Here is a 15,004-nt window from a genome sequence, read left to right on the forward strand (position 1 = left end):
TGTTAAACCGGTAAATCAATACTTTGCAGAAAGCCGGCGATGCGTTCATCGCGCCGTTGGAACAGCGTGACAATTTCTTCCACGGCTTTACCACAGTCGTTACGCCAGGCCAGGGAGAGCGGTGACGGTTGCCGCTGATTGACCACTTCACGGGTGATCAACTGGCCGCTATCCAGATAGGGCTGGCACAGATTTTTCGGCAAGAACCCTACGCCCAGCCCCTGCAGGTGGCATTCGAGTTTACTGCGCAGGTCTGGCACCTTGATCTCTTTTTGGCCTGGCAGCAGCCAGGCAACGCGTTTGGTCAGGTTGCGCGAAGTATCTTCCACGTTGATCGCCGGGTAGCTGCGCAGCCGATCTTCATGCAGTGCCGTGTCCTGGCAGGCCGCGAGCGGATGATCTGGTGTAACCACAAAAGCCCAACTGATCCCCCCTAATTTCAAGACGCTGACGTCATTAGCCAGTGATTCAGAGCCGGTGGTGCCAATGGCCAGCTGAAAATCCCCGTGCAACAACGAATCCCATACTCCCATATACACCTGACGCGAGATATGAAACTGCGTGAAGGGATAACGCTGTTGCAGGTAGGCTAACAGCCGGGCGACGCTTAGCGGGTTGTACAGCAGATTGTTGATCACGATATTGACCTGATGCTCCACGCCGTCGTTGATCTGGCGTAGCTCATCGGGCATGGAGTCGAGCCAGTTGTGCCATTGGCGGCAACGTTCCAGCAGGTATTCACCAGCGGGGGTCAGGTTTACGCTGCGGGTGGTGCGGATAAACAGCTGGGTGCCGATGCTTTCTTCCAACGTTTTGATGCGGTAACTGATGGTGGCAGTGGTCTTGTGCAGTAATTCGGCGGCGCGGGAAAAGCTCTGGCATTCCGCGACTTTGATAAACGATCGAATTGTTTCGTGATCCAGCATAGCGCTTCCTTAACCGGTGCGGCCATCGTGTTCCTAGTGTTGCAAAAGAATTTACTTACCTTAGTTGCCTTGGGTTAGTCATAAAGCCGCTTCCCGTGATCTCGCTCACGCTTTATTGCCCTTCCTCTACTGCACACCGCTGAAAGTGACAACTCTGTTAACGAACTGTATCGCGGTGGTGTGTTTTTTAATGCCTTGATTATTAATTAAATATTTTCAGCTCGGCACAAAAAATGTGCAGTGGATCTTGTTGTGGAAAATTTTTCCAATATTAACTTTTAAATTTCAGGCGACCTGTCTAGAGTGAACCCATTCGGTAATGTTCCTTTTTGAAACGATCCTGGAGAAACTGATGGACCTGATTGCCGTTGAGTTAACGCCTGAAGCCTTTGCACCCTATGGGAATGTATTGCAGATCGAGGGGGCGCCCTTTTTCCATATTAATGGTGGTAAAACAGAACGATATCATGACCTTGCCAATGTAGAAGTGGCTGATGATCATCGGGTGCTGGTCAGCATCAACCGATCTGAGCCTTGCGATCTGCCGTTGGAGTTCTCCGTGTTGGAGAAACATCCGTTGTCCTCGCAGGCTTTTATGCCGATGAAGGGGGAACGCTTCGTGGTGATTGTTGCTGAACCCGGGGAAGGGGACGAAATTCCGTTACATACTTTGCGCGCCTTTATCACCAACGGTAAGCAAGGGGTGAACTACCACCGCAATGTTTGGCACCACCCCTTGTTTGCTTATGGCGCGATCACCGACTTTTTCACGGTCGATCGTGGCGGTGCCGACAACTGTATCGTCAAAACATTGCCGGAGACTTACCGGGTTGTGCTTGGATAGCGCTGTCCCCAAGCGCATAGGCTGTTTATGATAGCGGGGAAACCTTGAGCTAAATAAAGGAAAGCCTGAATGAACGAAGTACGCAGAAAGGGAAGACCAACGACAGAAGCAGGGGCGACGAAAGGCGCGCAGGCGTTGGATCGTGGGTTGGAGATCCTGCAGTTTCTGGCCAATGCCGGAGGAAGCTCGTCCGTTTCCGTGCTATCCGAGAAGTTGGAGTTACCGCTATCAACGACTTTCAGGTTATTGAAAGTATTAGAAAAATCGGAATTCGTTTTTCAGGATCCGCAGCTTGGCTGGTGGCATATCGGCATCCAGTCGTTTACCGTCGGTGCGGCCTATATGAATGACAGGGACGTAGTCTCGGTGGCGGGCCCTTATATGCGGCGGCTGATGTTGCTATCAGGCGAAACCGCCAATCTGGCCATCAGGAATAACTTTGACGCCGTGCTGATCCGTCAATGTGAGTGCCAGGCCATGGTGCGGATGTGCGCGCCACTTGGCAGCCGCTTACCGCTGCACGCCTCCGGGGCTGGGAAAGCGCTGCTGTATCCGCTGGCGGAAGAGGAGATGCTGGATTTGTTCGTACGTTCGGGGCTGCACTCGTTTACCCCGAAAACCCTGACCAGCGTAAATTTATTACGTAAGGATTTAGCGCAATCGCAGACGCAGGGCTATACCGTTGATGCTGAGGAGCACGCTCTTGGCCTGAATTGCCTGGCTTCGGCGATTTTTGACCGTAGCAACAACGTCATTGCGGCCATCTCTATTTCAGGGCCTAGTTCGCGCGTTAGCAGCGATCGTTTCAAGGAACTGGGGGAGTTGGTGCGTGACGTCGCCAACGACATCAGTACCGCGCTAGGTGAGTCGCGCAGCAAGAAATAGTACGTTTAAAGTAAAGCCTGTGGTTGCGATCGTGGCTGCAGGATGAGGTTACCTCCCCGTTTATCACCTAAACGGGTTTTTTTGAACTCATTTTAAGTTTGGAAAATTTTTCCAAAATTTAGGAGAACGTTTAGATGGCTATTATGCGAGCAGTAGATGCGGCAATGTACGTGTTGGCAAAGGAAGGCGTGAATACCGCATTCGGCGTGCCTGGCGCGGCGATCAACCCTTTCTATAACGCGATGCGTCAACACGGCGGCATCAAACACTATCTGGCGCGTCATGTTGAAGGCGCTTCCCACATGGCGGAAGGTTACACCAGGGCCAAACCCGGCAATATCGGGGTGTGCCTCGGGACTTCGGGGCCTGCGGGAACGGACATGATCACCGCGCTTTACTCCGCCTCTGCCGATTCCATTCCCATTTTGTGCATCACCGGCCAGGCTCCTCGGGCGCGTTTGCATAAGGAAGATTTTCAGGCGGTAGATATTGAATCGATCGCCAAGCCGGTCACCAAAATGGCGGTGACGGTCATGGAACCGGCGCTGGTGCCCCGCGTGTTGCAGCAGGCATTCCACTTGATGCGCTCTGGCCGCCCTGGCCCGGTGCTGATCGATTTGCCTTATGACGTGCAGATGGCCGAGATTGAGTTTGATCCGGACACCTATTCCTCGCTGGGGGCTTACAAACCGGCGGCCACTGAAGCGCAGATCGACAAAGCCCTGGACATGCTGTGTGCCGCAAGCAAACCGTTGTTCATCGCCGGTGGCGGGATCTTCAACGCGGACGCGGCCGACCTGCTGCAAGAGCTGGCAGAGACTTGCAACGTACCGGTGATCCCAACGCTGATGGGCTGGGGCTGTATCCCGGACGATCACCCGTTGATGGCAGGGATGGCGGGGTTACAAACCTCACACCGTTACGGTAACGCCAACCTGCTGGATTCGGATCTGGTGTTTGGCATCGGTAACCGTTGGGCTAACCGCCATACCGGTTCGGTAGATAAATACACCGCCGGGCGTAAGGTGATCCACATCGATATCGAACCAACCCAGCTTGGCCGCGTGATCTGCCCGGATCTGGGCATTGTTTCCGATGCCAAAATCGCCCTGCAAATGTTAGTGGCAAGAGCTCGTGAACGTGCGGATCAAGGGACGCTGCCAGATCGCTCACAGTGGGTGGAAACCTGCCTCCAGCGCAAACAAACTCTGCTGCGTAAAACGCATTTCGATAACGTGCCAATCAAACCTCAGCGCGTTTACGAAGAGATGAACCGAGCGTTCGGGCGTGATGCCTGCTACGTCACCACCATCGGGCTTTCGCAGATTGCAGCGGCACAGATGCTGCACGTGTTCAAACCACGCCATTGGATTAATGCCGGGCAGGCGGGCCCATTAGGTTGGACTCTTCCTTCTGCTTTGGGTGTGTGTGCCGCCGATCCGCAGCGCAAAGTGATCGCGCTGTCGGGTGACTACGACTTCCAGTTCATGATCGAAGAGTTGGCCGTTGGCGCGCAGTTCAAGCTGCCGTATATCCACGTGGTGGTCAACAACGCCTACCTGGGGCTGATCCGCCAGTCGCAGCGCGGTTTCGATATGGATTACTGCGTCCAACTGTCCTATGAAAACATCAACAACCCGGAAGGGGGCGAATACGGTGTCGATCACGTCAAGGTGGTCGAAGGGCTGGGATGTAAAGCGATCCGTGTAGTCAAGCCTGAGGATATCGCTCCGGCCTTCCAACAGGCGCAAGAGTTGATGCGTCTGCATCAGGTTCCGGTGGTGGTGGAGATTATCCTCGAGCGGGTCACCAATATCTCGATGGGGACTGAGCTGGATAACGTCACTGAATTCGAACCCGTTGCCGAGTCGCCAGAAGATGCGCCGACCTCGGTCAGCTACTTCAACTATCAGTAAGGAGCAGGCTCATGCCGAAGTTTTCAGCCAACTTATCGATGTTGTTTAATGAAGTCGATTTTATGCAGCGGTTTCGCTGTGCCAAAGAGCAGGGATTCACCGCGATTGAATATATGTTTCCCTACGATTATTCCGTGCAGGCCTTGAGGGGCGCTCTGGAAGAGAATCAACTCACGCAGGTATTACAAAACCTGCCTGCCGGGGATTGGGCCGCGGGTGAGCGTGGCATCGCTTGCTTGCCTGGGCGCGAGTCTGAGTTTCGTGATGGCGTAGGTCTGGCGGTGGAATATGCCCGTGCGCTGGGCTGTGCGCAGATCAACTGCCTGATCGGTAACCCGGATAAATCCGTCGCACAGCATAAGACCGATGAGATCGTGGTCGCTAACCTGAGCTATGCAGCAAGGGAGTTGGCCAAGGCCAATATCCGTCTGTTGGTTGAACCGATCAATAAATACGATATGCCCGCCTTCTATCTGCAAACCACTCGTCAGGCGTTGGAGCTGATGGATTGGGTCGCGAGCCCTAACCTGTTTATTCAATACGATATCTATCACATGCAGCGCATGGAGGGCGAACTGGCCCAAACCATGGAAACGCTGTTGCAGAAAATCGCGCATATCCAGGTTGCCGATAATCCGGGGCGCCATGAACCAGGCACCGGGGAAATCAATTACGACTATCTGTTCCGCGCGCTGGACAAGATGGGCTATCGCGGTTGGATCGGCTGTGAATACAAACCTGCGACAACGACGGCTGCCGGCCTGTCATGGATTAAGCAATATCAACATTGAGGGACATATCATGAAAGTAGGCTTTATTGGTTTAGGGATCATGGGCACGCCAATGGCTGAAAAGCTGATCGCAGGCGGCTATCAGTTGTATGCCAACACCTTGAATAAGGTTCCGCCGGAGCTGGTGGAAAAAGGGGCCATCGCCTGTGCTACTCCCAAGCAGGTGGCCGAGCAGGCTGACGTTATTTTTATCATGGTGCCTGATACGCCTCAGGTGGAAGAGGTGCTGTTTGCCGCCAATGGCTGTGCCGAAGCACCGCTCAAAAACAAGATCCTGGTGGATATGAGTTCTATCTCGCCTCTGGAGACCAAGGAGTTTGCCAAGCGCATCAACCAACTGGGTGCCGATTATCTGGATGCGCCGGTATCTGGTGGTGAAGTGGGGGCCAAGCAGGGCAGCTTGACCATTATGGTCGGCGGTGACGAAGGCGTCTTTGGGCGGGTAAAACCGTTGCTGGCCCTGATGGGGAAAAACATTACGCTGGTCGGCGGCAATGGCGACGGTCAGACCTGCAAGGTTGCCAACCAGATTATTGTGGCCCTGACGATTGAAGCGGTTTCCGAAGCGCTGATATTTGCTTCCAAAGCGGGGGCCGATCCGGCACGGGTCCGTGAAGCGCTGATGGGTGGTTTTGCCTCATCGCGCATTCTGGAAGTGCACGGCGAGCGGATGATCAAACGGACGTTTGAGCCGGGCTTCCGTATCTCCCTGCATCAAAAGGATCTTAATCTGGCGCTGCAGGGGGCGAAGTCGTTGGCGCTCAGTTTACCTAATACCGCCACTTGCCAAGAGCTGTTCAACCTCTGTGCCGCCAATGGGGCCAAAGATCTCGACCATTCCGCGTTGGTACAGGCGTTGGAAATTATGGCTAACCATAAAGTGGCTGGCTAAAGAGTAAGGCTTAACAAGTTGCAGGTGCTTTCTGCCTGCAACTTGAATTCTGGTTATCGTATAGTTGTTTAATGGTTATATTCCTGTCTATCTTGGCCGTATTGGTATTTGACTAATAGAAAGATTAGCACATCAGTTTGTTGTAATGATAATAAGCAAAAACACTCTACGCTATTTTCTTATATAATATAAGAAGGACCTGTCATGGAATCTATTAGCAATAAACAGAGAGAGATTTACCAACGGCGCGGCTATCATGAGGATCTATTACCCAAAGAAGCAGATAAGAAAACCTGGAAGGGAATTAACTATTTTACCTTGTGGATGGGATCGGTACATAACGTTCCCAACTATGTCGCCGTCGGGGGCTTCTTTATTCTGGGGCTTTCCACCTTAAGCATTATGGCCGCCATTATCCTCAGCGCCTTTATTATTGCCTTTGTGATGGTGATGAACGGCGCTGCCGGTTCGAAATACGGTATTCCTTTTGCCATGATCTTACGTGCCTCCTATGGCGTGCGCGGCGCGTTGTTTCCAGGGATCCTTAGAGGCTGCGTGGCCGCCATCATGTGGTTTGGCTTGCAGTGTTACGCAGGCTCGCTGGCCTTCCTGATCCTGATTGGCAAACTGTGGCCACAGTTTCTGACCTTGGGCGGGGATTTCAACCTGTTGGGGATCGGCCTGCCTGGGCTGATTGCCTTTCTGATCTTCTGGGCGGTGAACGTGGCCATCGGCCTGGGAGGCGGCAGCATCCTCAACAAGTTTACTGCGATCCTCAACCCTTGCATCTACGTGGTGTTTGGCGGCATGGCCATTTGGGCTATCTCTATCGCGGGCCTGGACAACATCATTGCCTATGTACCCGCCAATGCTATAACGACTAACAATGGCGGCTTTATGTTCCTGGTGGTGATCAATGCGGTGGTGGCGGTATGGGCCGCTCCGGCGGTCAGCGCCTCGGACTTTACCCAGAATGCCAGCAGCTTCCGCCAGCAGGCCTGGGGGCAAACGCTGGGATTGGTGGTTGGCTATCTGCTGTTTGCCGTTGCCAGCGTCTGTATCCTGGCCGGGGCCAGTATTCATTACGGGGTTGATACCTGGAACGTGCTGGATATCGTGCAGAAATGGGACAGTATTTTCGCCTCGGTGTTTGCGGTGCTGGTGATCCTGATGACTACCATCTCCACCAATGCGACCGGTAACATCATCCCTGCGGGCTACCAGATTGCTGCCATAGCACCGAAAAAACTCACCTATAAAAATGGCGTAGTGATTGCCAGCATCATCAGCCTGATTATCTGCCCGTGGAAACTGATGGAAAATCAGGAAAGCATCTACCTGTTCCTGGATGTGATCGGAGGAATTTTAGGGCCGGTGATTGGCGTGATGATGGCGCATTATTTCATAGTGATGCGCAGTGATATCGACCTTGATACTTTATATATCGAACCCGGTAATTATAAATACTACGATAACGGCTTTAACAGCGTAGCATTTGTTGTAACGCTGTTTGCCGTGTTGCTGTCGTTGGGCGGTAAGTTCATTGAGATACTCGAACCGTTATCGCGGGTTTCCTGGTTTGTTGGCGTTATCAGCGCATTCTGTTTATATGCGCTAATCAAAAGTAGAACAGTAGTTAATCGGCAAGAATATACCTGAAGTGAATATGATAAAGAAGTAAATAACCCTAAGCGTAATAATATGATACTTTAATTTCACGAAGGAGCATGACCATGTCATACGATTTAATTATCAAGAACGGTAAGGTTGTTTTAGAACATGATGCCATCATTACCGATATTGCGGTTAAAGAGGGCAAGATTGCCGCCATCGGCAATGGTCTTACCGGCGCTAAAACGGAGATTGATGCCAGCGGAATGGTGGTGGCACCGGGCATGATCGATGCCCATGCGCATATGTCAGAACCGGGCCGTACCCATTGGGAAGGGTATGAAACCGGTACGCGTGCTGCGGCCAAGGGCGGTATCACCACCATGGTCGAAATGCCGCTGAACCAGCTGCCAGCCACGGTGGACAGAGCCTCGATAGAAATGAAGTTCTCAGCGGCAGAAGGCAAGCTCACCATCGATGCGGCCCAGTTTGGTGGCCTGGTTTCCTACAACCTGGATCGGCTGCATGAGCTCGATGAGATTGGCGTGGTGGCCTATAAATGCTTCGTCGCGACCTGTGGCGATCGCAGCGTCAGCAATGACTTCCGCGACGTGAACGACTTCGAATACTTCAAAGGCTTGCAGACCTTGGCCAAGCTGGATCAGTTGGTGGCGGTACATGCGGAAAACGCCCTGATTTGCGATGCGTTAGGGGAGGAGGCCAAGGCGGAAGGGCGCGTAACGGCGCACGATTATGTCGCCTCTCGCCCGGTATTTACCGAGGTTGAAGCGATCCGCCGGGTGCTGTATCTGGCCAAGGTCGCGGGTTGCCGCTTGCACATATGCCACGTCAGTAGCCCGGAAGGGGTGGCGGAAGTGACTCGCGCTCGTCTGGAAGGGCAACAGGTCACCTGTGAGTCCTGTCCGCACTACTTCGTGCTGGATACCGACCAGTTTGAGGAAATTGGCACCCTGGCCAAGTGTTCACCGCCGATCCGCGATGCGCAAAACCAAAAAGGGCTGTGGGATAAGCTGTTTAACGGTGAGATCGACTGCCTGGTGTCCGACCACTCGCCATGTCCACCGGATATGAAAGCGGGCAATATCATGCAGGCTTGGGGCGGGATCGCTGGGATACAAAACTGCGTCGATATCATGTTCGATGAAGCGGTGCAGAAAAGGGGCATGTCACTGCCGGTGTTTGCCAAATTGATGGCGACCAACGCCGCCGATATTTTTGGTTTGAAGCACAAGGGGCGCATTGCTGTGGGGAAAGATGCCGACCTGGTGTTCATTCAGCCCAACAGCAGCTACGTACTGGCAACCGGCGATCTCGAGTATCGCCATAAGGTCAGCCCTTATGTGGGGCGGAAAATCAACGCACGGGTGGCCAAAACCATCCTGCGTGGCGAAGTGATTTACGATCTCAAGGCGGGTTTTGGCGTTCGTCCGATAGGTAAGTTTGTGCTTAAACATCAGCAATAACGTAAGTTAATCAGCGCCCGCCACCGTGCGGGCGCATGGATGATGAGATATTGGATATGAAGGAAGCACCCATGAACGGGTTAAGTGCCAGTCGTAGCAGTTGGTTATCGGGTTTGCAGTGGTTCTTTTTCATTTTCTGCAATACGGTGGTGATCCCGCCGACCCTGCAATCGGCATTTAACCTCTCCCCTGGTGTGACCTTTTGTATTACCCAATATACCTTTATCTCCACGGCGCTGGCCTGCCTGGCGCAGGTGTTTTTGGGCCATCGGCGAGCCATTATGGAAGGGCCAACGGGCCTGTGGTGGGTGACCATCTTAACCCTGACCCTGGCGGAAGCAGCCAACGGCACGCCGCTGCCAGAAATTGGTGGCAGCCTTGCGGTGGGGATCCTGATCTCTGGCATTTTGACCATCCTGATTGGGGTTAGCGGGTTGGGGTTTCACCTGGCGCGCCTGTTCCGTCCTGCGGTGATGGCCACGTTTATGTTTTTGCTGGGGGCGCAGTTAATCACCATCTTTATGAAAGGGATGCTGGGGTTACCTTTTGGCGTTTATACCGGCGTCGTGACCATTAACTACCCGGCCTTTTACTGGGCATTGACGGTGTTGCTGCTGATTATCGCCATTATTGCCTTTTTACCGCGGGCGTTCGGCAAATATGCGCTGTTAATCGGCACCTTGGTTGGCTGGGGCGTTTACAGCTGGTGGTTTGCACCCTCTGGTGCGCCGATCACGGGCAGCGATTGGGTGCTGTTCCCACTCGGGTGGCCGCAGGAATTACATGGGGGGATTGTGATCAGCGCCGTCCTGACCGGTTTGGTCAACGTGTCGAATAACTTTGCTGCCATCCGCGGCACCGATATTTTTTATGCTGACGGCCCGGCGGGCAGAAGCCTGTTCCGGCGTAGCTTTATGGTTTCAGGCGGGCTGACTTGCCTGGCTGCTCCGCTGGGCGTGGTGCCTTTCTCGCCTTTTGTCTCTTCCATTGGCCTGCTGACCCAGACGCAAGACAGCAGTCAGCGCTCGTTTATTATTGGCAGCGTGGTCTTCCTGCTGGTGGGGATGTTGACGCCGCTAGCGCAATTTTTCTGCAGTATTCCGCTCACGGTCAGCAGTGCCGTTATGCTGGCCTCTTATCTGCCTCTGCTGTTCTCCTCGGTGCTGTTTATCAACAAGATCGAACTGAATAGCCGCAACATTTATCGGCTGGCGCTACCGCTGTTTTTGGGCGTATTCCTGATGAGTATGCCTTCCTCCTTCTGGCAGGGGGTACCGATCACTATCAGGCCGCTATTCAGCAATGGTCTGTTGATTGGCGTGCTGCTGGCGGTGTTGGTTGAGAATAGTATTCCGTGGGATAAGGTGAAACCACGCTAGCCTTTATAATACAGCAATTAATCAATATTGTTTAAATTCCCACCGCTCTGACTTTGATAATCAGGGCGAGTCAATCCAATTACACTGAAATAAAATCTGAAATAGCAGGATGCCAACCAAGGAGATCCGATATGGCGACCAATAATGCTGAGATTGATCAAGCTATTCTGGCCAGTCCCGACAAGGCTAAACTCTACCGTAAAATAGCCTGGCGAATTATGCCGATATTACTGATGAGCTATATCGTCGGTTATCTTGACCGCGTAGGGATATCATTTTCAAAGTTCCAAATGATGCCGGATATTCTGCAAGGTAATGTGTCGATGGCGGAGGCGGTGTATGGCCTTGGTGCCGGCGTATTTTTTATTGGTTATATTATCGCCGGTGTGCCAAGTAATATCTTACTGAGTAAGTATGGTGCGCGGAAGGTCATTGCCCTGTTGATGTTGGTATGGGGCACGATTTCAATGCTGAGTATTTTCATTACCAATCCCACGCAGTTTTATCTGGCACGATTCCTGCTGGGGTTAGCCGAAGCCGGCTTTTATCCGGGGGTGATCCTCTATCTGACACTGTGGTTCCCTTCAAGCCAGCGGGCAAAGATGACGGCGTTGTTTGTTTGCGGGATACCGGTAAGTAACATCATTGGTGGGCCACTTTGCGGTTGGATTATTGAAAACATGAATGGCATGTTTGAGCTGTCCGGCTGGCAATGGTTATTCTTTATCAGTGGCCCGCGTGCATTACTGATTGCGGTCGTCATTTTCTTCTTCCTGGATAATACCTATCAGAGTGCTAAATGGCTCAGTCCACAAGAAAAAGAGATGATCACCCAAGATATGGCGCAGGGAACATCGAAAAAAGTGGGTGCTGATGGTACTGCGCAGGAGTGGACAATGAAGACCATGCTGAAGTCTTCTGCTTTCACTAAAATGTGGTTGATCTGTTTCTGCACGGTGATGGGGCAAGGGGGATTGGCCTTCTGGGTGCCGACCATGATCCGCGATACGGGGGTAAGCTCGGTGTTGGATATTGGTTTGCTGACCATGCTGCCGTATATGCTGGCCGTTGTCGCTATGCTAATGGCTGCACGCAGCTCTGACAAACATCGAGAAAGGCGTTGGCATATTATTGTTCCTTTCTGTATTGCTGCGGTTTCGCTGATCTTTATCGGCCTGTTCCCAGACAATAAAGTCATCGTGATGGTGGCATTATGTATTGCCGTCGCCTCCAGCCTGGTCCCTTCGCCCCTGTTCTGGAGTTTACCAAATGCTATCTTTACCGGTACCTGCGCTGCCGCTGGGATAGCGCTAATTAACTCGATTGCCAATATAGGTGGCTTTATCTCCCCCTATATTATTGGTTACTTTAAAAATACCACAGAGAGTAATCTGGTCGCGATGTGTGTGCTATCCAGCATGATGATACTGGGGGCTATTCTGACCTATAGCGTTCCGGCGAAATTGGTTAATAAATAACATCCAATAGAATATCGGTTACTGACAGTAACTCCGATTGATAAAAAACCATGCTCTCTCTGCCTATGTAGTGATCTATTTCATTGGCAGATGGGTATGGTTTTTTTATTGTCTAATGGTGAAGAGGGTAATGTTTATGGTGGCGATATTAATAGTGGGATGAGTAACAGGTGATCCGGTATTGACCCCTCACCCTAACCCTCTCCCACAGGGAGAGGGGACCGATCGAGTATGTATGAAGTTGTAGTAATTCACTTCGAATGAGGAGGCGGTCGAATTTGCTGAGATGAATTATTTACCCACAGGGAGAGGGGACCGATCGAGTATGTATGAAGTTGTAGTAATTCACTTCGAATGAGGAGGCGGTCGAATTTGCTAAGATGAATTATTTACCCACAAAAGAGCGAGGGCTAATAGCTCCCTCTCCCACAGGAAGAGGGGACCGATAGAGTTGGGCTGAAAGTATCGTGATTCTTCATGAGCACCGGCATATTCAGCTTGATTGAAGGGGCGATCGAGTTTGCTAAGATGAATTATTTACCCACAAAAGAGTGAGGGCTAATAGCTCCCTCTCCCTGTGGGAGTGTACAGACCGGGGACATCATGAACACTTGTTCGGGGACATGGTAGACACTTACAACATAGGTATGAGTACTTCTGAGTGGAGCTGCTTATGCCGTGGAATGAGAGATCTGCCATGTCATTACGTACCGAGTTTGTGCTTTTCGCCTCGCAAGAAGGCGCTAATATCCGTGCGCTATGCCGTCAGTTCGGCATAGCGCCTGCTACCGCATACAAGTGGTTACATCGCTGGCAGTCTGATGGGCGGGCCGGTCTGAACGAACGTTCTCGAGTGCCACACCATTCCCCTTCCAGAACACCCGATATCGTTGTCCAACACCTCCGCGCTGCGCATCTGGCCCATCCGATGTGGGGGGCGCGCAAGCTCAAGCGGTGGCTTGAGATGCAGGGGCATACGTTACCTGCCGCCAGCACCGTGCATAACCTGATGCGCCGCCATGACCTGCTACCGGGTGGCCCATCACCAGCGCCCACTGTTGGACGCTTTGAACATGATGCACCGAACCAGCTCTGGCAGATGGACTTTAAAGGCCACTTCCCCTTCGCCGAAGGGCGTTGCCATCCGCTGACCCTGCTGGATGACCATTCACGCTTCTCGCTCTGTCTGGCGCACTGCCCAGACGAACGACGCGTCACCGTGCAGTCTCAGTTGGTAGCGGTGTTCGAACGTTATGGCTTGCCGGAGAGAATGACCATGGATAACGGTGCGCCCTGGGGCGACACGACGGGCAGTTGGACCGCACTGGAACTGTGGCTGATGCGTCAGGGTATCCGGGTGGGTCACTCGCGGCCTTATCATCCTCAGACTCAGGGTAAGCTGGAGCGCTTCCACCGCAGCCTGAAGGCAGAGCTCCTGCAGGGGCGGTGGTTTACCCATGCCGCGCAGTTGCAGGAGGTGTTCGACGCCTGGCTAGAAACCTACAACCTGGAACGCCCACATGAAGCCCTGTCAATGGCGGTACCGGCGTCCCGTTATCAGCCTTCATCGCGACAGTACAATGGTAATCCAGCGGCAGCCGAGTATGACGAGGGGGTCCTGGTCAGGAAAGTGGATGTCAGTGGAAAACTGAGTCTGAAAGGGATGGGCCTGAAAGTGGGCAAGGCCTTTATCGGTGAATATGTCGGACTGAAGGAAAGTGAGAGAGAGGGCTACTACGAGGTATGGTGGTACAGCACGAAAGTGGGGACGATCGACCTGAGAAATAGGTCGATCATCATGGGTAAAGGATGTTAAAAAGTGTTCACCATGTCCTTGAACACCTGTCTACCATGTCCCCGGTCTGTACAGGGAGAGGGTTGGGGTGAGGGGAAGATTGATTACTGAATGAACAATAAGACTCTGCTTCAATCAAATAGGCCACACTACATGGAGCGTGGCCTTGAAGCGGGTTTAGAAGTCGACGTCGCGGTTGCAGTCTTTCGAGTAGATATAGCTGAACTCTTCCTGGCCCACCGCATAACCGGCTTGTGGAACGTAGGCGGCCATAAAGATGTAATCCCCTTTCTTGACCGGGATCCACTCGTTATCCAGGTTATATACCCCAGCACCGCTGAGAATATACGCCCCATGTTCCTGCACGTGGGTTTCGATATAGCCATGGCTGGCACCTGGCTTGAAGGAGAGGATATGAATGTTCATATCGAACCCTAGATCCTTCGGTAGCAGATCTTGCAGGATCACATCGCTCATGCCTTCATAGTGAATTCTTTCCAGCTTGTTGACGTTGTTGCTCACCACGTGGGCTTCATAGCCCTTGATGCGGTTGTAGACACGCTTGTAGAGGAACAGCTGGCTTGGCTTGCCGCCGTTGGTGTTCTCCAGGCGCAGCATCACGCCGGCAGGGCAATACAGATAGCCACCAGTGGTGAGTGGATAATCGGTGCTGTCGGCTGACGCGGTGATGTTACCTTCGATAACGTAGACCAAGGTTTCTATATTTTCACCGCCAAAGCCTTGCTGGTTACGGCCGCCATCATGCAGCGTCACCAGATAATCGACAAAAGTGGCGCCCAGTTTCGGGGTGGCAAGAATGGTGACGTCGCAATTCTCAAAGCCAGGAATGATGTTACGCACCAGGCCATCCGGTGGGATCACGGCATAGTTGTCGCGTTTGATAATGGAGCGCGAAGCCAAGATATCTTTTGGATAGCCAATCTGATTATTGATATAACCCACGGTAATTCTCCTGATTAGTCAGGGCCGTAGCCCTACAACA

At 52.6% G+C, this 15,004-nt stretch carries 12 protein-coding genes; 10 read left to right on the top strand and 2 right to left on the bottom strand.

Annotation, left to right across the window (positions count from 1 at the left end):
- Positions 1-2: 2 nt before the first annotated feature.
- Positions 3-926, bottom strand: a complete 924-nt coding sequence (allS, locus tag WN53_RS14620) for an HTH-type transcriptional activator AllS (RefSeq protein ID WP_024484427.1) — start codon at positions 924-926, stop codon at positions 3-5.
- Positions 927-1,278: 352 nt separating this feature from the next.
- Here allS and WN53_RS14625 point away from each other — a divergent pair, with 352 nt between their 5' ends.
- The 10 genes from WN53_RS14625 to WN53_RS14670 all read left to right on the top strand — a co-directional run bounded on the left by WN53_RS14625 (position 1,279) and on the right by WN53_RS14670 (position 14,022).
- Complete coding sequence (locus tag WN53_RS14625) at positions 1,279-1,770, top strand: ureidoglycolate lyase (protein WP_024484428.1); 492 nt, start codon at positions 1,279-1,281, stop codon at positions 1,768-1,770.
- A gap of 69 nt (positions 1,771-1,839) precedes the next feature.
- Positions 1,840-2,655, top strand: a complete 816-nt coding sequence (gene allR, locus WN53_RS14630; protein WP_024484429.1) for an HTH-type transcriptional repressor AllR — start codon at positions 1,840-1,842, stop codon at positions 2,653-2,655.
- Positions 2,656-2,789: 134 nt separating this feature from the next.
- Positions 2,790-4,571: a glyoxylate carboligase gene (gene gcl, locus WN53_RS14635; RefSeq protein ID WP_024484430.1), complete on the top strand. Its 1,782-nt coding sequence runs from the start codon at positions 2,790-2,792 to the stop codon at positions 4,569-4,571.
- An 11-nt stretch (positions 4,572-4,582) separates the two neighbouring features.
- Positions 4,583-5,362, top strand: a complete 780-nt coding sequence (gene hyi / locus WN53_RS14640; RefSeq protein WP_021180091.1) for a hydroxypyruvate isomerase — start codon at positions 4,583-4,585, stop codon at positions 5,360-5,362.
- A 10-nt stretch (positions 5,363-5,372) separates the two neighbouring features.
- A complete protein-coding gene (gene glxR, locus WN53_RS14645; RefSeq protein WP_024484431.1) occupies positions 5,373-6,254 on the top strand; it encodes a 2-hydroxy-3-oxopropionate reductase in 882 nt (293 codons plus the stop codon).
- A 204-nt stretch (positions 6,255-6,458) separates the two neighbouring features.
- A complete protein-coding gene (locus WN53_RS14650) occupies positions 6,459-7,913 on the top strand; it encodes an allantoin transporter (protein ID WP_024484432.1) in 1,455 nt (484 codons plus the stop codon).
- Between the two features lie 74 nt (positions 7,914-7,987).
- Positions 7,988-9,349, top strand: coding sequence for an allantoinase AllB (gene allB, locus WN53_RS14655; protein WP_024484433.1), 1,362 nt, complete (start codon positions 7,988-7,990; stop codon positions 9,347-9,349).
- A gap of 71 nt (positions 9,350-9,420) precedes the next feature.
- Positions 9,421-10,728, top strand: a complete 1,308-nt coding sequence (locus WN53_RS14660) for a uracil/xanthine transporter (RefSeq protein WP_024484434.1) — start codon at positions 9,421-9,423, stop codon at positions 10,726-10,728.
- A gap of 131 nt (positions 10,729-10,859) precedes the next feature.
- Positions 10,860-12,206 (top strand): MFS transporter, encoded by a 1,347-nt coding sequence (locus WN53_RS14665; protein ID WP_024484435.1) that lies wholly within the window; start codon positions 10,860-10,862, stop codon positions 12,204-12,206.
- Between the two features lie 673 nt (positions 12,207-12,879).
- Positions 12,880-14,022, top strand: coding sequence for an IS481 family transposase (locus tag WN53_RS14670; protein ID WP_046808082.1), 1,143 nt, complete (start codon positions 12,880-12,882; stop codon positions 14,020-14,022).
- Positions 14,023-14,178: 156 nt separating this feature from the next.
- Here the strand turns inward: WN53_RS14670 and allE are convergent, their stop codons facing one another.
- Entirely contained in the window at positions 14,179-14,964 is a 786-nt protein-coding gene (gene allE / locus WN53_RS14675; RefSeq protein ID WP_024486475.1) for a (S)-ureidoglycine aminohydrolase, read from the bottom strand.
- Between the last annotated feature and the right edge of the window lie 40 nt (positions 14,965-15,004).

This window comes from Serratia fonticola (genome assembly GCF_001006005.1).
In the GTDB taxonomy this organism is placed as follows: domain Bacteria; phylum Pseudomonadota; class Gammaproteobacteria; order Enterobacterales; family Enterobacteriaceae; genus Chania; species Chania fonticola.

Excerpts from the sequence above, each read along its gene's own strand:
- allS (WP_024484427.1), bottom strand. The coding sequence starts at position 926 with ATGCTGGATCACGAAACAATTCGATCGTTTATCAAAGTCGCGGAATGC.
- WN53_RS14625 (WP_024484428.1), top strand. The coding sequence starts at position 1,279 with ATGGACCTGATTGCCGTTGAGTTAACGCCTGAAGCCTTTGCACCCTAT.
- allR (WP_024484429.1), top strand. The coding sequence starts at position 1,840 with ATGAACGAAGTACGCAGAAAGGGAAGACCAACGACAGAAGCAGGGGCG.
- gcl (WP_024484430.1), top strand. The coding sequence starts at position 2,790 with ATGGCTATTATGCGAGCAGTAGATGCGGCAATGTACGTGTTGGCAAAG.
- hyi (WP_021180091.1), top strand. The coding sequence starts at position 4,583 with ATGCCGAAGTTTTCAGCCAACTTATCGATGTTGTTTAATGAAGTCGAT.
- glxR (WP_024484431.1), top strand. The coding sequence starts at position 5,373 with ATGAAAGTAGGCTTTATTGGTTTAGGGATCATGGGCACGCCAATGGCT.
- WN53_RS14650 (WP_024484432.1), top strand. The coding sequence starts at position 6,459 with ATGGAATCTATTAGCAATAAACAGAGAGAGATTTACCAACGGCGCGGC.
- allB (WP_024484433.1), top strand. The coding sequence starts at position 7,988 with ATGTCATACGATTTAATTATCAAGAACGGTAAGGTTGTTTTAGAACAT.
- WN53_RS14660 (WP_024484434.1), top strand. The coding sequence starts at position 9,421 with ATGAACGGGTTAAGTGCCAGTCGTAGCAGTTGGTTATCGGGTTTGCAG.
- WN53_RS14665 (WP_024484435.1), top strand. The coding sequence starts at position 10,860 with ATGGCGACCAATAATGCTGAGATTGATCAAGCTATTCTGGCCAGTCCC.
- WN53_RS14670 (WP_046808082.1), top strand. The coding sequence starts at position 12,880 with ATGCCGTGGAATGAGAGATCTGCCATGTCATTACGTACCGAGTTTGTG.